Annotated in this window: 11 protein-coding genes and 2 pseudogenes; 3 read left to right on the forward strand and 10 right to left on the reverse strand. The window is 60.6% G+C overall.

The window, feature by feature from the left end:
- Positions 1 to 108 precede the first annotated feature (108 nt).
- Positions 109 to 2,457, forward strand: coding sequence for a PAS domain S-box protein (locus BDK61_RS05180; RefSeq protein ID WP_121302487.1), 2,349 nt, complete (start codon positions 109 to 111; stop codon positions 2,455 to 2,457).
- A 39-nt stretch (positions 2,458 to 2,496) separates the two neighbouring features.
- Here the strand turns inward: BDK61_RS05180 and BDK61_RS05185 are convergent.
- The 9 genes and pseudogenes from BDK61_RS05185 to BDK61_RS05225 all read right to left on the reverse strand — a co-directional run bounded on the left by BDK61_RS05185 (position 2,497) and on the right by BDK61_RS05225 (position 11,214).
- Positions 2,497 to 3,803: pseudogene (locus tag BDK61_RS05185) on the reverse strand (ABC transporter ATP-binding protein).
- The gene (locus tag BDK61_RS05190) at positions 3,796 to 4,977 is read right to left on the reverse strand and encodes an ABC transporter ATP-binding protein (RefSeq protein ID WP_121302488.1); all 1,182 of its coding nucleotides are present in this window, start codon (positions 4,975 to 4,977) and stop codon (positions 3,796 to 3,798) included. Before BDK61_RS05190 ends, BDK61_RS05185 begins: the two are co-directional and overlap by 8 nt.
- A complete protein-coding gene (locus BDK61_RS05195) occupies positions 4,977 to 5,831 on the reverse strand; it encodes an ABC transporter permease (RefSeq protein ID WP_244209694.1) in 855 nt (284 codons plus the stop codon). The genes BDK61_RS05190 and BDK61_RS05195 overlap by 1 nt, the downstream gene beginning before the upstream one ends.
- Positions 5,832 to 5,855: 24 nt before the next feature.
- On the reverse strand, positions 5,856 to 6,848 hold the full coding sequence (locus BDK61_RS05200; RefSeq protein ID WP_121302489.1) for a transposase: 993 nt from the start codon (positions 6,846 to 6,848) through the stop codon (positions 5,856 to 5,858).
- Positions 6,849 to 6,890: 42 nt separating this feature from the next.
- Positions 6,891 to 7,082 (reverse strand): annotated as a pseudogene (locus BDK61_RS05205) (ABC transporter permease); the annotation flags it as partial.
- A gap of 3 nt (positions 7,083 to 7,085) precedes the next feature.
- The gene (locus BDK61_RS05210) at positions 7,086 to 8,039 is read right to left on the reverse strand and encodes an ABC transporter permease (protein ID WP_121302490.1); all 954 of its coding nucleotides are present in this window, start codon (positions 8,037 to 8,039) and stop codon (positions 7,086 to 7,088) included.
- 162 nt (positions 8,040 to 8,201) lie between these two features.
- Positions 8,202 to 9,998: an ABC transporter substrate-binding protein gene (locus BDK61_RS05215; protein ID WP_244209696.1), complete on the reverse strand. Its 1,797-nt coding sequence runs from the start codon at positions 9,996 to 9,998 to the stop codon at positions 8,202 to 8,204.
- Positions 9,999 to 10,299: 301 nt separating this feature from the next.
- The gene (locus tag BDK61_RS05220) at positions 10,300 to 10,626 is read right to left on the reverse strand and encodes a NifU family protein (RefSeq protein ID WP_004958317.1); all 327 of its coding nucleotides are present in this window, start codon (positions 10,624 to 10,626) and stop codon (positions 10,300 to 10,302) included.
- A gap of 168 nt (positions 10,627 to 10,794) precedes the next feature.
- The gene (locus BDK61_RS05225; RefSeq protein ID WP_004958315.1) at positions 10,795 to 11,214 is read right to left on the reverse strand and encodes a metal-dependent transcriptional regulator; all 420 of its coding nucleotides are present in this window, start codon (positions 11,212 to 11,214) and stop codon (positions 10,795 to 10,797) included.
- Between the two features lie 674 nt (positions 11,215 to 11,888).
- Between BDK61_RS05225 and BDK61_RS05230 the strand changes: the two genes are divergently transcribed.
- Positions 11,889 to 13,661, forward strand: a complete 1,773-nt coding sequence (locus BDK61_RS05230) for a transposase (protein ID WP_244209698.1) — start codon at positions 11,889 to 11,891, stop codon at positions 13,659 to 13,661.
- A gap of 300 nt (positions 13,662 to 13,961) precedes the next feature.
- Here BDK61_RS05230 and BDK61_RS05235 read toward each other — a convergent pair whose 3' ends face one another.
- On the reverse strand, positions 13,962 to 14,870 hold the full coding sequence (locus BDK61_RS05235; RefSeq protein WP_121302492.1) for a serine/threonine-protein kinase RIO2: 909 nt from the start codon (positions 14,868 to 14,870) through the stop codon (positions 13,962 to 13,964).
- Positions 14,871 to 15,723: 853 nt separating this feature from the next.
- On the opposite strand from BDK61_RS05235, the gene BDK61_RS05240 reads away from it, so the two are divergent.
- Entirely contained in the window at positions 15,724 to 16,956 is a 1,233-nt protein-coding gene (locus tag BDK61_RS05240) for a DolP-mannose mannosyltransferase (protein ID WP_121303899.1), read from the forward strand.
- Position 16,957 lies beyond the last annotated feature (1 nt).

The following is a 16,957-nucleotide window of genomic DNA, read 5'->3' on the forward strand; positions in this document are numbered from 1 at the left end:
TTGCAGAAAACGCTCACACCTGCCCGTGGATGCCGACCATGCATGTAACACACAGCCAAACACGCTAAGTGGCCGGCCCTCTGATATGTCAGCAAGCTACCGCTCCCGATGACATCAACACGCGACTCGATTCGGCTGTTGCACGTCGACGACGAGCCGGACTTCGCGGAGACGGCCGCCGCGTTCCTTGAAAAAGAGAACGACCGACTCCGCGTTGAAACAGCGTCAAACGCGGAAAACGCGCTGGAACGGCTCGAATCGTCGACGTTTGACTGTATCGTGTCGGATTACGATATGCCCGGGCGCAGCGGCATCGAGTTCCTCGAAGCCGTCCGCGAGGAGTACCCTGAACTCCCGCTCATCCTGTTCACCGGAAAGGGAAGCGAGGAGGTCGCGAGTGACGCCATCTCGGCCGGTGTCACCGACTATCTGCAGAAGGAGGCCGGGACAGACCAGTACACATTGCTGGCGAATCGGGTCCAGAACGCGGTGGAAGCGAGACAGTCAGCGACTGAGGCCGAGCGGCGGCGGCACCGTCTCGAACAGATCCTCAAGACTGTGCCGTCGTGTGTTGTGCAACTTGACCGCGACGGCCAGTTTGTCTTCGCCAACCAGCGCGCTATCGATGTCCTCGGCCTGTCACAATCGGAATTGAAAGACCGGCTGTACAATGACCCGGAATGGGAAATACGTGATCTCGACGGTCACCCGATACCGGACGCGGAGCTTCCGTTTCGGCAGGTGCTCGAAACCGGCCAGCCCCTATCCGATGCCCGGCACACGATCCATTGGCCGGACGGTACCGAGAAGGTACTCTCGGTGAACGGCGCACCGCTGTTCGACGACGACGGGGCTGTTGAAAGCGTGGTCTGTACCCTAACGGATATCACCGACAAGCGAGACCGGAAACGCGACTTACAGGAAACCGAGCGCCGACTCCAATTGGCGCTGGAGGCCAGCGAAACGGGTGTCTTGGAGTGGGACTACGAGACGGACGAGGTCGTGTTAAGCGATACGCTCGAACGACTCTTGGGCTTCGAGCCCGGCGAGTTCGGCGGGACGCTGTCGGCCGTGTTCGAACTGATTCACCCCGAGGACCGCACTGAAGTCCGCGAACAAATAGAGCGGGCAGTCGAGACAGACAGCGTCTACGACGGGGAGTTCCGGATGATCGACGCTGACGACAACGTACAGTGGGGCTCTGTTCGGGGCCAACCCATCGAAGACGACGACAGTACACTGATGGTCGGCGTCCACCACGACATCACCGAGCACAAGGAACGTGAGCGCGACCTGCGGGTAATAGAGCGCCGGCTCGAGGCAATTCTGGAAAACACCACGACTCCGATGTTTATGAAAGACGACGAAGGGCAGTACCTCTTCGTCAACCACGGCTATCGGGAGCTTACCGGGCTCGCTGACGAGGAAATCGTCGGCCGTACGGACTTCGAGCTGTTCCCCGAAGAGACAGCTGAAACGACGTGGGCAAACGACCGTGCTGTCCTGCAAACCGGGCAACCGATAGAGACCGAGGAGCAACTCATCATCGACGGCGAGACGCTCCAGTTCCTCTCGACGAAGGTTCCAATATACGACACGGGTGAGCGGTCTGACCCGGATACCCCGGTTGCCGTGTTCGGCGTCGCAAGCAACATTACCGACATCCGAAAGCAAGAGCAGGAGCTACAGCGTGAGCGCGACCGGCTTGCGGAGTTCGCCAGCGTCGTTAGCCACGACCTTCGCAGTCCGCTGAGCGTCGCACAGGGGCGGCTGCAACTCGCCCGGACAACCGGTGATGAGAGCCATCTGGAGGGCATCGAAACTGCACTCGACCGGATGGAACGCATCATCGATGACGTGTTGCTCCTGGCTCGCCAGGGACAGGACATCCAGGAGACAGCACCGGTCTCGCTCCATGACGCGGTCGCGGATGCCTGGGAGATGGTGTCTCAGGACGCAGAAGACGGGACGCTCGCCTTCACCGACACTGACAAACGGGAGGTAACGATTACCGCCGACCGGCCGCGCCTGTTGCAACTGCTTGAGAACCTGCTCCGGAACAGTGTGGAACATGGTGCTACGCGCAGTCCGACGGGGGCCGACAACGGTATGAAACACGAGTCGGGGGAGCCGCGTTCACAGGCACACACAAACGTAGACCACGGCACAGCGGGCAGCCAGACGAAGTCTGTGGACGCCGCCGACGGGGATGGAAGCGTGAACATCACTGTCGGTGCCATCAAAGGGGGCTTCTACGTGGCCGACGACGGTCCCGGCGTTCCGGAAGACGAGCGCGAGACATTGTTCGAGGCTGGATATTCGACCGCCGACAACGGGTCCGGGTTCGGGCTGGCGATTGTCGACCGCATCGCAGAGGCCCACGGCTGGGCAGTCGACGTGGCAGAGAGCGCCGACGGCGGCGCACGCTTCGAGATTACCGGCGTCGAGTTTGCGTAGTCGAGTGGGCACACAGCGAGCCACTGTACTGGTACCCTGTCAGCGACTACTGGCCCGTGTAGACGTATCCGGATGGTCGTCATCGTACAGCAGGCAGGCGATTTGGTGGTCGTCACCGACATCGAACAGCGCGGGGTCGGTTCGCTCGCAGGGGGATTCGAAGGCGTCGTCCATCGCCGTCCGGGCGGCTTCGAAAGCCTCGTCGTGCAGGTGGTCGAGCGCCGTCGCCAGCACTCCTTCGGCCTCCCGGTCGCCGACCGTGTCCGGGAGGCCAAATTCGGCTCGGACCCGTGTTTCGAGAGCGGACCGAGAGAGCTGACGCAGGTCCTCGTCCTCGACACTGTCTTTGACGGCAGTGACGGCCTCCAGTGAGTCGGCCTTCCGGAGCCGTTGTTTCAGGTCCATCAGTGACCGCCACTCCGACTGGGCCATGTCAGTCCCCTCGGACAGCGGGTGTGGAACCGACAGCCCGACGGGGGGTTCAGTGGCGATGGAACATCGCCGGAGAGGAAAATCCGGTCGCCCTCCCAGCCGGGGTCTGGTTCCGGAATGGCGGACAGCAGCGCCTCGGCGTAGGGGTGATACGGTGGCTGAAACACGTTCTCGGTCGGCCCGACTTCGGCGAACTCCCCGAGATACAGGACACCCACGCGGTCGGCGATATGCTCAACGACGCTGAGGTCGTGGGCGATGACGATATAGGAGAGGCCGAACTCCGACTGCAGGTCCGTAAGCAGGTTCAGAATCTGGGCCTGCACGCTCACGTCCAGCGCCGAGACGGGTTCGTCACAGACGATGACCTCGGGGTCGACAGCGAGTGCGCGGGCGATGCCGATTCGCTGGCGCTGGCCACCGGAGAACTCGTGGGGATAGCGGTGGGTGTGACGCTGGCTTAGCCCGACGGTCTCCAGCAAGTCGTTGACACGCTCGGTTCGCGCCTCGCCGTCCGCGATCCCGTGGATATCCAGCGGCTCGCCGACGATGTCGCCCACCGTCAGCCGCGGGTTGAGGCTGGCGAACGGGTCCTGAAATATATACTGGATATCCTTTCGAAGCGCCCGCAGACGGTCATTTGAGGCACCTGTCAGGTCTTCGCCTTTGTAGCGAACTGAGCCGGCTGTGGGTTCGATGAGCCGAAGCAGCGTCTGGGCGAGCGTGGTCTTGCCACAGCCGGACTCGCCGACGATACCCAGTGTCTCGCCGGGATAGAGCTCCAGATCGACGCCATCTAGAGCTTTCACTTCCTGACTCCGACCCAGCAGGGTATCGACGATGGTCCCGCCGGACTCGTAGTACTTCGTGAGGTTTTCGACCTCCAGAATGGGGCTGTCGGCTGTCTTAGCCATCCTGCTGGCCCCCCGTATCGTTGTCCGCGTTGCCGTCCCGGTCTAGCAGGTCGGTATCGAGGCCGACCGGATCGGAGTCTGTCCGGAGTGGCTCTGCGTCCGTCCGTCCGGAGCGGGAGCCGGGCTGTGTGTTGTCGGGCGGCGTGTCGCGACCCTGTACCTCGACCTCGTAATCCAGTTCGTCGTCAAGGTCGCCGGTGTAGGCCAAACAGGCCGCTCCGCGGTCAGACAGGCCGACGCCGTCGCCGGTCTCCGGGTCGACGAGCGGTGGTTGTTTGCGCGTACAGACCTCCTCGGCGAAGGGACAGCGTGGGTGGAAGCTACAGCCCGATGGCACTTCGACGAGGTCCGGCATGGTCCCCGGAATCGTCTTGAGGCGGTCCTGCCGGTCGCCGATACGCGGGATAGCACTCATCAGCCCGACGGTGTAGGGGTGTTTTGGGTCGTAGTACAGTTCTTCGACAGAAGCTTTCTCGACAGCGCGGCCGGCGTACATCACCATCACCCGGTCGCACATCTCCGCGATGACGCCGAGGTCGTGGGTGATGAGCTGAATCGCCGTGTCGTACTCGTCGGCGAGCCGGTTGAGGCGGTCCAGAATCTTCGCCTCGATGGTCACGTCAAGCGCCGTCGTCGGCTCGTCGGCGATGAGGAGTTCGGGGTCACAGGACAGCGCCATCGCGATGATGGCCCGCTGTTGCATCCCGCCGGAGAATTCGTGTGGGTAGTCGTCGTATCTGGCTTCGGGTTCCGGGATACCGACATCATCGAGCAGCCGAATCGTGCGTTCGCGAGCGGCTGTGTCGTCGTAGTCGAGGTGGTGCCGGATAGCCTCTGAAATCTGTTCGCCGACGGTGTAGACGGGGTTGAGTGCGGTCTGTGCGTCCTGAAATATCATCGCAACGTCGTTGCCCCGGACATCTCGAACCTCGGAGTCGGACAGTTCGGTGAGGTCCTGGCCGTCAAAACGAATCGTCCCGCTCTCGATACGGCCGGGCTCTTCGATGAGTCGCATTACCGACAGCGCGGTGACGCTCTTGCCCGCGCCGCTCTCGCCGACGACGCCGAACTTCTCGCCGCGGTTGATACGAAACGAGAGGTCGTCGACGGCGGTGACAACGCCCTCCTCGGTGTAGAAGTTCACCGTGAGGTTCTCGACTTCGAGCAGCGCCATCAGACCTCGCCCCCGCGGGCCACGTCTTCGCCCTCCTGGGCGTCGAGGGCATCGTTGATGCCGTCGCCGATGAGGTTCATCGACATCACGAACAGGAAGATCGCGCCGCCGGGGAACACAGTGACCCACCAGGGGATCGTCCCACCAGGGCCCTGAACGATAGTCTCGCGGGTCTGATCCAGCATCGTCCCCCACTCGGCTGACCCGGGCGGAAGGCCCAGCCCGAGGAAGCCAAGTGCCGCCACACCGATGACGACCGTCCCGATAGAGAGAGAGGCCTGGACGACAAGCGGTGCGACAGCGTTGGGGACGACGTGTCTGAAGATGACGCGCCGGTCACGCGCGCCCAGCGCCTTCGCGGCCATGACGTACTCGTTTTCCTTGACTTTCAGTATCTCCCCGCGTATCAGCCGGGCGTAGCCGGCCCAGCCGAATGCGGTGAACGCGAGCACTAGCTCCCAGTACCCTTTGCCGAGCACAGCGACGATAATCAACGCCAGCAGGAGGCCGGGGAACGCGAATATCAGGTCCAGCGTTCGCATCATCACCTCGTCAACCCGGCCGCCGTAGTAGCCCGCGATGGCACCATACACCAGCCCGATGGCGGCGGTGATGAACACCACAATAAAGCCAATCGAGAGGCTGAACCGACCGCCGTACAGCACGCGGGAGAACACGTCCCGGGCGGAGCCGTCGGTTCCGAAGGGATGGGCCAGCGACGGGGCCTCGTACGCACTCACATCGAGGCCCTGTACGTACAGAATCGCGCTCGGGTCGTAGGGGGCCAGCGAGAAGGGCTGGACTGTCACGCCAGCAATGGTGACTGGGCGGGCGAATAGAGCCAGGATTCCCATCAGGAGCGTGTCATAGAATCCATCTCATAGCATCTCACAGCCCGGCTCGTTTCCTCGCTCGTAGTTGGTGATTGCAACGACGAGTCGTAGGCAGAGCGCAACGAACACTTCTGTTCGAGCGTGGACGCGGCCTCGGGCGCGGACGTGCCCGAGGCCGCAGTCCTTGACGGCATCGTTAGTTCGTTCGACTCCTATCCGGTGGTTGTACGTCTCGTCCAAGATGGACTGTTTGAGCAGAACTTCCTCACTGTGTTCGGTGATACGATCTTCGACCCTATACTCGATATCGAGCGGATCGTCGGTATTTCGCGGGTTGTACGGGGCAATTGGCACGACCCCTGCGGCCAGCAGGTGGTCGTGCCAATCGAGGATATCGTATGCGCTGTCTCCAAGCATCCAGATGGGTGTATCGACGGCGAGCGCGTCACACGTGACGCGCATCGCCGTCTCTTGATCCGCTTGTTTGCTCTGTGTGAACTCCGCTGCTATCGGAATCTTTGGACCGGTCGAGACGATCGTACAGCCGAAGCCGTAGTAGTGTTCCTCAGCTGTTGGGTCGTAGTTCCACGAGGCGGCGTCGTTGTACTGGACCGCTTCGATGTGGGTTGAGTCGATGGAGTACGTCGAGTCGAGCAGGCCCCGGCAGGCGGCCTGCTCGACGAGTCTCTTGAAGACATCATCGATGACGTGTTCGAGATCGGTAAGAAACCGGTCAACTGTGTCTCTGGATGGTGGTTTGTCGAGTCCGCAGTAGTACCAGACGAGGCTGTGCTGGAGTTCTCGTGTGACTGGACGTGTGCCGTATACATCCTTGTAGTAGCAGTGTAGAAAGCCGCGAAAGAGGTCTGGTGGCTCATGGACTCGTGTTCGCCCCCGCCCCGAGGGGGCGAACACGTCGTACTCCAGCAGAAACTCGAACTCAAGATGCTCGAACAGCGGTACTGTCTCGGTAGCCGCCGCATTCAAGAAGTCGTTAACCGAACCTACGTCCTGCAGGGTCGCGGTTGTGTTGGACACACTTTCCGCACCCTGCTGCTTTGCATGTGGCGCTTTCTATGACACGCTCATCAGGGCAACAGTATAGAGCCCGAGCATCGCGCTCCGGTTGTCACGGAACTCACGCCAGGCGCGCCCCCAGCGGCTCTCGGTTTCAGTGCCTCGCTGCTCTGTCCAGTCGGATAGTGGTTCGCGGGACTCGACGCGGTCGGCGTCGAACCCCGTTATCCGGATGCGTCCTCGGTCAGTACTCATAGGTCAGTCATAGCGGATTCGTGGGTCTAACAGCGCGTACGCAATGTCTGCGAGCAAGTTTGCCAGGATGATCGTCACACCGGTAAACAGCGTAATCGCCATAATGAGGTCGACTTCGCGGCCGACGATAGCGCCGACGAAGGCCCGGCCCAGGCCGGGCCAGGCGAACACCTGCTCGACGACGACGGCACCGGCGAAGATACTCGCGGTCAGGAACGCGGCAATAGTGGTCACGGAAATGAGCGAGTTCCGCAGGACGTGTTTCAACACGACTGTCCGCTCCGGAAGCCCCTTCGCCCGCGCTGCCGTGACGTACTGCTTGTTCATTTCTTCGGCCATCGACGACCGCATCACGCGCATCAGCGTCGCCGACGACGCTGTCCCGATGGTGATGCCCGGGAGGACGAGATACCACAGCATCTCAGGCGAGAGTAGCGGCCTGTCCGGAGCCAGCACCGGCCACAGGTCGAGCCAGAGCGCGAACACGAGGATGAGCATCAGGCCGAGCCAGAAGTTCGGCAGCGAGATGCCCGAAAGGGCGAACACCCGCGAGAGGTCGTCGCCCAGCGTATCCTTGTTCACCGCAGCGTAGATACCGGTCGGGATGGAGATCAGCAACGCGATGGCCCAGCCGAACAGCCCCAGCGCGATGGTTTCGGGGAGCCGGGCCATGATGTAGGGCAGGACCGGCTGGTCGACGCTGATGACCGTGCCGAGGTCGCCCTGCAGAACGTTGCCTATCCATGTGAGATACTGCTGCCAGACAGGGCCGTCGAGGCCGTATCTGGCCCGTATCGCTGCCTCCTCAGCCGCCGAAATCTGGGGGTTCAGTGCAACCATCTGGTCGATGGGGTCCCCCGGCGTCAGGTGGACCAGCGCGAAGGTAAGTACCGAGACGCCGAACAGTATCGGCACCGTCGCAGCCACGCGAACCGCGATGAATCGTCTGAGGCTCATCGTACTAACTCACTCCCGGTCCAGATACGCGACCTGCTGGTCCGTCGGGTCGTGCAGTCCGTAGGGGAGAATCCCGCCCGAGAACGTGTACGTGTTGTGCCCGACGTAGTCGGTTGACAGCGACGAGACGTTCGTTCCGAAGATGGTGTAGCTGTTCGGGGCCTACTCGATGAGTCCGCGCCACACCTGGTCGTACTGTTCCCCGCGGAACGCGGGGTCCTCGACGGCCTCGACCGAGAACCGCGCTTCCGTTGCGATCTCGTCGAGGTCGGGCGTATCGACCCGCTGGAAGTTACAGCACTGGCCGAAGTTGTCGATGGAGTTGACGGCGTCGTAGAAGCTCCCGGGGTTGAACGTCCCCGAGAGGCCGATGAGGACGATGTTGCCCTGCTGGTAGTACTCCGGGCCGAGGATGCGCTGGACGAACGTCGTGAACTCGAAAGTCTCGACGCTGATGTCGAAAAACTCCGTGTTGCTCATCACCTGTGCGATGAGTTCGGCCTCGCGCACCCGGTCGTCGGAGGTGTTGGTCTCGATGGTCGCCTCGATTGGTGTCTCGACGCCGAGGTCGTCGACGGCCTCCCCTAGCAGTTCGGTCGCGGCCTCGGTGTTCTGTTCGGTCTCCGGGCGCAGTTCCTCCACCAGCGCGTCGTAGTCAGCCGACCCTTCCGCAGCGGCCAACTCTGGCAGTGGCGTGTAGGCCGGATTCCGGTACCCGTTATAGATATTCTCGGCGATCTGGGCGCGTGGAATCAACTGATTGACGCCCCGGCGGATGCGGGGGTCGTCCCACGGCGAGACCGTGACAGGGTACTGCAGGAAATTGTACGCCCCGGCGTTGGTCACGCTGAGCCGGTACTCCTCCGAACTCCGGTACTCGCTGTAGGTGTCGCTCGTGAGGCCATAGGTGAGGTCTATCTCGTTGTTGTTGAGCGCGGCCGCACGGGTCGCGTCGTCGGTAACGATGGAGACCGTGACATCGTCGACGACTGGGCTCGTCGGGAACCCCTCTGGGCCGTCCCACCACTCCAGCGCGTCGAGGCCGAGGTCGTCCAGCCAGTAGTCGTCGAACGTGCTGAACTGGGCGCGCTGTTCGGCCTCGTAGGACTCGAACTCGAAGGGACCGGTCCCGATAGGCGTCAGGTCGTTGCGCGGGTCCGCGGCGGTATCGGGGTAGTCCTCGATGTGCTCCATCGGGTACACCGTCGTCGGGAGCTGGCTGTCGGCCTCGGCGTCGGGCTCCTGCCCGTAGATGTTGACGGTGTAGTCATCGACAGCCTCGGCGTAGAGGAACGAGTCGAAGGTCTGGGCCGAAATCGCGGAGTTCTCAAGCACCTCATACGAGCGGGCGACGTGCTCTGCGGTCATTTCCTCGCCGTTGTGGAAGGTGACGCCCTCGTGGAGTTCGGCCTGGTACTGAATCCCATAGGTACCGTCTTCAACCGCGTCCGGCGCTTCGTTGACGGTCAGCACCTCGCCGGCGTCAGGGTTCCTGATGATGATCTGGTCGTCGGCGACGAGGTTCCCCTCGTCGTCCGTCTCCGCCGACACCATGTACGGCTCGTAGGCTCCGTCTTCGACCTCTTGGACCTCTACCCGTTCCCACGTCCGCGCGAGCCACGGGTACACGGTCCCCGCAGCGTCCTGTGTGATGAGGCCCTCGTAGACGAGTCCGTGGACGTTCCCGGCCGGCGCACTGGTGCTGTAAGACGGGTCGAAAGAGTCGATACCCGCTCCGAGGCCGAACCTGAGTGTCCCGCCCTCTTGGATGTCGTCGACGGCAACCTCCGCCCGTTCCCGAACTGGGTCGAGGCTCTGCTCGCCCCCGCTTTCACCCTGCTCTGCTCCGTCGCTTCCGGCGTTGCAGCCGGCGAACGCCACCACCGCCGACGCGCCCGCCGTCTTGAGGACGCGCCGTCGCGATACTGTACTCGTATCGGTATCTGCGTCATAAGGCATTCACGTTGACCTCGAGAGTTATGTATTGTGTTGCCGTCCCACACACTTATACCATACCGGCCCTCAAGCTACCGAAGTCGGGTGACACCACCGGAGAGCGACGGTCTGGGGACACACTCAATAGAACCGACGCAGACTCCACGGGCGACTTTCACCGCCGGTTGGACTGTGTCGGTGTCTGGCCTCCGACCGGTTCTCCGATATCTCCTTGCCAGTGAACGCTATTTGCCGTGCATAAAACTGTGTCCCGGTCGGTATCGGGGAAAGCGCGGGCAGTTGCGCTCCAAATACGAACGGGCGCTCAGAACGGCGGGCTGTAATCTTCGTACTCGTCCATCTCCTCCATATCGTCGGTCTTCGAGGGCATGACCGCGGCGCGCGGCCCGCCGGAGCGGACGACTTCGACATCTTCGAGCCCGTCGACACTCTCGGGGAGTCGCTGCTCGATTGCCTTCATCGTCATCGGAGCGATGCCACATCCCGAACACGCGCCGCCGATAGCGACGGTAGCCGTGCCTTTGCTCTCGTCGACCTCGCGGACCTCGAAGTTGCCGCCGTGTTGCTGGATCTGCGGGACGTTATTGCTCAAGTAGTTACGCGTCTGTCGTTCGAGTCCTTCTACGCTCATGACAGTTCTACCTACGCACCATCATATCATAAATCTAGTGTTTTTGGAGGGCCTAAAATACCGAATTTTAGGCCTTCAAATCCCGAATTTTGGCTATGCGAAATTTTACTATACTTCTTCTATTACTTTTTCGCACCGCCTAAAACAGGTCTTGATCGATATAGCCCCTCAAACAGTGTCTCTATCGGAGGCCGTCGTGTTTGAATCGGCGAGCCCCCGTGTACTTTCCCCGGCGTCACAGGGCAGTGTGGCCGCCAGCCGCTTGGCAACTATCGGACTGACTAGACCGGCCAGCTCCATCGCTTCTGTCTCGTGGTCGTCGAGGTCCAGCACACCCCGAAAGAACCACGAGACGGTCACGTACGTCTCGTGCAACTCCGCAGCTTTCTCGCGTCCCGGTTCGGTCAGTGTCACCCCGTCGTAGGGCTTGTAGGACACGAGACCGTCTTCCGAAAGTCGCTGACACATCTCCGTCACCGCTGCCGGAGACCGGTCGAGCATCTCTCCCAACTCCCCCGGCGAAACAGGCGGTTCGCTCCGGTGCTGTGCGATATAGATCGCCAACAGGTACTCCGGTGCCGTGCTCATCGCTCCGACGAATCCGTTCCGTCCCCGTGGTTTGCTGTGGGCGTATCGGTCGTCAGCTCCCCTGTCGACCGCTTACCGGCCTCGAAGACCACCGCGTAGGCCCATGCCCACAGTCGAGCGCGCGACCGTTGCGGGCGTTCATTCATCGTTTGGCTCCCCCCCAGCCCCACCACCATTGCCACCCATTAGGCAGACGCCCCCCATGGTTCCGGCAGAGCACGGGCGGGCGAGCAACAGCTCGTCGGTGGGACCTCGGGATATCGCTCGCAGTATATGTTGGCACCACGCAGACGGTGTCGATGGGTCTGGACAATACGAAGCGTCCCGCCATCGTTCCTTGCGTGGGTCTCCCCCCGTTTGTGCCCCGCACTCAGTACCGTCGTCTGCCATGTGTTTTAGGGCTACCTAACAATATAAAACATCTGTGGTTTTTAGGATGGCCTAATCCAATCTACGGAGCGTCGGTACATCTGGAACATTCGAACCTGCTGTCCAACGAAGTGGGGCCGTCGCACAGCACTCAGCCTCGCTACCGGCAAAGACTCGCCTCCATCACCGCTGTCTCGAATCGACCCGGCCAGCACGGTTTGTCTCTGAAGCTACGAATGACAGAATCCGTGCACGGGATCTCGACATCGATCGACTGACTGAAGGGGGACGAGATGTCCCCCGATGTGACAAAGAACCGGTCAGATCCGGTTGCGGCTGCTGGTGACAGTCGCGACCGGCGATCGATTGACGAGCGTCTACAAGCTATCGATCCGATCTCCATCGAGACATTGCCGCTGACAGAACAGGCCGCGGCGGTCGTCGACGAGACGACCGTCGCGGCCGACCTGGTCACGCAACTCGATTTCAGTCGCTACGAACGCCGCGATCCAGTTCCTGACTGGCACGATTCGAAGCCGTTCGAGGCGATGTTCGCCGCTCTGCTCTTACAGGAACTCGAAGACACGTCCGATGGCTGGCTCCATCGGACGCTCGACGCTGATCCCGACCTCGCGACCGAACTCGGTTTCGAGTCCGGCGATCCCCCGTCGAGAAGCACGATCTCCAGAGCAGATACTGGACGATTCGCCGAACTCACGTCGACGATCGAGACGACTGCTCGCCAGATCCAGCAGTTGGCTGCCGAACGCGGCAGTCCGATCGGCACTCCCTACGAAGAGCGCGCTTCCGGGGAGCCGACAGGCTCCTCGAAGCGCACTGTCAACCGCCTCCTTCGGCGGAAAACCAGGGATCTCCTCGACGAACTTCAGACGGTCGTGTTGCCGGCCTTCGAGTTCGATCGACCCGAGGATCCCATCTACGATGACGAAGAACTCCTCACCCTCGAAGCCTGTCTCGGGGTCACAGGCACCGCCGCCAACGGCGGTGCCGAGACCTATGGCGATTACGTCAATCCCGATCCCGACTTGGACGATCCATTCTACGAGGACGGCCCGAGCGGTGAAACGCTGCTGGAAGCGATCAAGGACCTCTCTCCGACGGACATCACCGAGATGGTCAACCAGGGCGCGGCCCGCGTCTTGACGCGGGCCAAGCCCCGGATGGAATTCGAGACACCAGTTATGCTGTCGATCGACGTGACCTACGTCGCTTTCTACGGGGATCGCGAGGAACTGATCCGGGTGCAAGGAGCCCCTGACGACAAATCCTACGACTGGTGTCATAAGTTCGCGACCGCGAACGTTGTCGGGGACAACGTTCACTTCGCGGCCGCGATGCTTCCGGTTGGGAACGCCGACTACCACGATCCCGACGCCTACTCTGGAGAGGACAAATCCTATCGAGTCGGCGACGTCGTTCGCCGACTCGTCGATCACGTCACCGAGGAGTGCCGGATCAATGTTCGCCGACTCTACGGCGATGCAGAATTCTACGCCACCGACGTCTTCACTTCTCTCGAATGGCGAGACATCCGGTACGTGATCCCGGCCCCGCGCGATGACCGCGTCAAGCGGTTCATCGCGCGCATGGACGAGGACGTAGATGGGAACAAGCAAGTGACGGTCAAAGACGACCATGCTGTTCACGGTCCAGTCAAACACGACGTCAGTAATACACGGGCTGAGACGACGCTCGTCGGCCTTCCTCCCGACGAGGATCACGACGAAGTCCAGACGTTTGCGACGAATCTCGTCCTCAACGACGAGATTCGTCTCGATCGGCGCTGGACTAAGAAACAGATCACTCGGTACAGACGCCGAGGTGGGATCGAAACGGCTTACAGTAAAATCAAGGAATTCGCGCCGTGGACGACGTCGACGGACTTCTCGGTTCGACTGTTTCACTTCGGCTTCGCGGTCCTGCTGTACGATCTGTGGTTGCTGGTGGACTTTCTGGTCCAGACATTGATCGATGTCGTGGAGTTTCGCACGAAACCGCGGGTGACGGCCCCGCGGTTTCGTGCATTCCTTCGCCGGGAGGTGAGCGCATTGCTGTAAATCCCGGTCCGTGGTAGCCCTTCGTGAGAGGCATCACTGTCAAAGTCGACTGATTTGCCCGGTCTCTCCTGTCCGACCGCTACTCACCACCGCTGAGTAGCGGTCGTAACTTCTTGGTCAGCTGGTACACTGGCCCGACTTCCACCGAGAGAGGTGGTTCTCGTGCACGGATTCGGCGGCATTCGCAGCGCCACTTGTCTAATTTGATATCGCATTATAAGATTTATCAAAGCGATGATCGGCCCAGCTCCGAGTCGTCTGTGAACCGCCAGAAGAGAGCAATTAGCGGCCAAAACGCCGCTACTCAGTAAATTCGGTAATCGAATCGAACGCGTCGGTCGCCAGCCGCTCGGCGACTGCGTCCCTGTCGACGTTGCTGATTTCCTGCGGATATTTTCGTTCGAAGTAGCTCACGATGTTCTCGACATCGCGAGTTAGCAGTTCCCGGGCGTTTTCGTGGTCGGTCGGGACTGCCTGTGGCCAGTCGAAGACGACGACGCCCTCGTTCGTGACGAAGACGTTGTACTCGCTTATGTCCGCGTGGACGTACCCTTCGCGGTAGGCCGTCTGCATCTCCTCAAGCACGAGATCCAGAATCGGTAGTACCTGTGCTGTTTCGAGTTTCGTTCGGGAGAGTTCGACGCCATCTATTTTCTCCATGACAATCGCATGGCGGTTCGTGTCGATTGGCTGTGGGACCGACACGTTCGGATACAGCGTCTCGAGGGCATCGTACTCCCGCTCGGCGGCCTTCCGGGCGGTGTAGAGCCAGGAGACATGGTCCCGGTCGGCGGTGTACTCTCGTTCTTTCATCACTTCGCGGAAATTGGTGTACCCCTCGCGGTGGTATTTCAGCGCCACCGGCTTGTATGACTGGGCCTCGTACACGTCGCTCTCCTTACCGACGCCCAGCGGCGATCCCACTCCTTCAATTGTGTCTCGCTCAACAAAGGTATGCAGCGCAAGCGTATCGTACCCTTCAAAAGTGAGTTTGAACCCTTCGTACTGGATGGTTTTTCGCTCGACCAGTCCCCGGTCCGCACACCGGTCAAGCCGGTAGTCGACATCTTCTGTCGTCAGCCGGGAGAACTCGGTCAACTTCTCGCGGGCGACGTACTCCGAGAACCGCATCCCCTGTTCGACGCCAGAGAGCAGATGGAAGTCCTCGGGTTCCAGCTCCGCCATCACTGAAGCCACGTTCTGGACCATTAGGTCCCCCTACTCGGCGTACTCGTAAAAGGCCGACGCGTTCGGTGAATGGCGCCGATAAACTGGTAATTGCTATACTAAATTGGGCTTTGTCCTCACCGCTCTTGGTTTGCTACCTGACTGTCGATGTGCCGATCAGTACCGTCTGTTGTGCAAGCGGGTCCAGTTCCGTGAAGTACTGGTACGGCTCCGTACGGTAGTTCTGTACCGATTGGCGTTTCAAACACAGTCGCCGTCGCCGTGTTTAATTAAATCCAAAAAGGCAGCGCGCTCGTGATAGACTGGAGTTCGCTTGGGCAAAATATACCAGTTCCAATATTCGGTATCTAACTACTCTGATACGACACTTGCTTTCGCTGCTTCGGGACCGAAACAGTGCCTGCGACGCCATCACGCCGAGTAGGGGAAGTTTAACCCACATGAGTACACGTTCGATATAACAGTACTATTGACCGGGCATCACTGCTGTACCATCGTTCCGTACTCAAACTAGAACTGAGTACGCCCGAAAGCGGTCTCTGAACGGTTGTAGCTATTCATACGAACTGTGTCTGAAATGGGTTGCGAGCTACACAGCAATCTACAAATACAATCCTAACCACGGTGACTGTATATGTAATGCGAACAGTGACTGCTTTCAGCTACTGCACATGTTCTAAATTAGTCTATACTTTTGCTCACCTGAACACAAACAAACCGTGTGAGCAGACGAAACAAAGACCAGCTCAGGGATCTGCTTCGTTCGCTTGCTCTTCGACCCCACGATAGACGGCTCGCGTTTCCAGTGCTGTTCGCCGTTGGCACACAGTTGTACTTTTTCGTGACAATCACACTCGATTCTACTCGACCACCCATGGCACCCGATGCTGGAATCTTCGAGCATCTCGGCTGGTATCTGACACATGGTGGCCGGTTGTACGTCGATGCCTGGGAACCGAAGTTGCCGCTGTCCTACGAGACGACTGGGGTACTGGCGTTGCTATCTGGCGGCGATATGTATCGCCTCCACCTCCTCAGCGTGGTGCTGATGAGCGGCGCGGTGTGTGCAATCGTTGCACTCGTTGTGATGCTCGTCTACGACATCACTGGCGACGATATCGTTGCGCCGCTGGCTGGTCTGTCGATGTTCCTGTTGCCGGGGTTTGCTGTCCGTCCGGCGTATGGGTTCAAAACCAAATATCTTCTCGTTCTCTGTGGGCTACTGGCGATATATCTGTACACGCGTGGCTACCCGGCACTGAGCGGTGTGGCTGCGGCAGCCAGCGTGGGATACTGGCAGGCAGGAGCCATCTTCCCGCTGATTGTGGTCGGTTTAGCGGTCCAGCGGCGCGACATGCGGGCGCTTGAGCGTGTCGTCGCCGGTGGCCTCGGTTTTACCATCGTCATGTTGCTGCCGGTGTTTCTCCTGTGGCATTCGGCCTCGGAGATGGTCGTTCAGGTTTTCCTCGTCCCGTTACAGACGGAGGAACACGCGTCGTTGCTCGCTCGGTTTGTGGCCGGTGTTGTCCACTTCAAATGGACGTCACTGTTCGTCGTGCTTGGTGGACTTGGCCTCGCTCACACCGCTCGACACTGTTTCACTGGTACTGACGGTGTTGTCGGACGCACCGAATGGTGGATTCCGGTCGGCGCAGCGTGGTTTGTGTTTCTGATACTGTTCGTTGATTTCGAGACCGGTGGCTACACAGACCTCATTCCGGGGCTTGCGTTCGTCGCAATCGGTCTCGGGATGGTTGCGACAGTGTTTCGGGACCGGCAACAGACACAGTATCTCAGCGCCATCCTTGCGCTGGTCCTCGTTGTGAATGTCGTCTTCCTCGGTAGCGTCGGCGTTATCTTCACACCCGTCGAGACACCGGGCCCGGAACCGATGTCAGATCTCGAAACCCACGACCTCCCAGCGGCATACGACGAGGCCGAACCAGTACCTGACGTCCGGTACCTCTACTGGCAACAGGCCGAGCCATCGACGTGTCACTACCGCCTCTCGGTGATGGAGCTACGGTGGCTCGACCGAATCGACTCGTCGGTAGACAGTCGCTGTCTCGACTTCGGGACTGCCAGCGCCCGACTCAGGAACGGGTAGC

The organism is Haloarcula quadrata (genome assembly GCF_003634715.1).
Classification (GTDB): Archaea; Halobacteriota; Halobacteria; order Halobacteriales; family Haloarculaceae; genus Haloarcula; species Haloarcula marismortui.

What these genes read in the sequence shown, in the direction of transcription:
- BDK61_RS05180 (WP_121302487.1), top strand. Translation starts at nt 109, where the DNA reads ATGACATCAACACGCGACTCGATTCGGCTGTTGCACGTCGACGACGAG.
- BDK61_RS05190 (WP_121302488.1), bottom strand. Translation starts at nt 4,977, where the DNA reads ATGGCGCTGCTCGAAGTCGAGAACCTCACGGTGAACTTCTACACCGAG.
- BDK61_RS05195 (WP_244209694.1), bottom strand. Translation starts at nt 5,831, where the DNA reads ATGGGAATCCTGGCTCTATTCGCCCGCCCAGTCACCATTGCTGGCGTG.
- BDK61_RS05210 (WP_121302490.1), bottom strand. Translation starts at nt 8,039, where the DNA reads ATGAGCCTCAGACGATTCATCGCGGTTCGCGTGGCTGCGACGGTGCCG.
- BDK61_RS05215 (WP_244209696.1), bottom strand. Translation starts at nt 9,998, where the DNA reads ATGCCTTATGACGCAGATACCGATACGAGTACAGTATCGCGACGGCGC.
- BDK61_RS05220 (WP_004958317.1), bottom strand. Translation starts at nt 10,626, where the DNA reads ATGAGCGTAGAAGGACTCGAACGACAGACGCGTAACTACTTGAGCAAT.
- BDK61_RS05225 (WP_004958315.1), bottom strand. Translation starts at nt 11,214, where the DNA reads ATGAGCACGGCACCGGAGTACCTGTTGGCGATCTATATCGCACAGCAC.
- BDK61_RS05235 (WP_121302492.1), bottom strand. Translation starts at nt 14,870, where the DNA reads ATGGTCCAGAACGTGGCTTCAGTGATGGCGGAGCTGGAACCCGAGGAC.
- BDK61_RS05240 (WP_121303899.1), top strand. Translation starts at nt 15,724, where the DNA reads ATGGCACCCGATGCTGGAATCTTCGAGCATCTCGGCTGGTATCTGACA.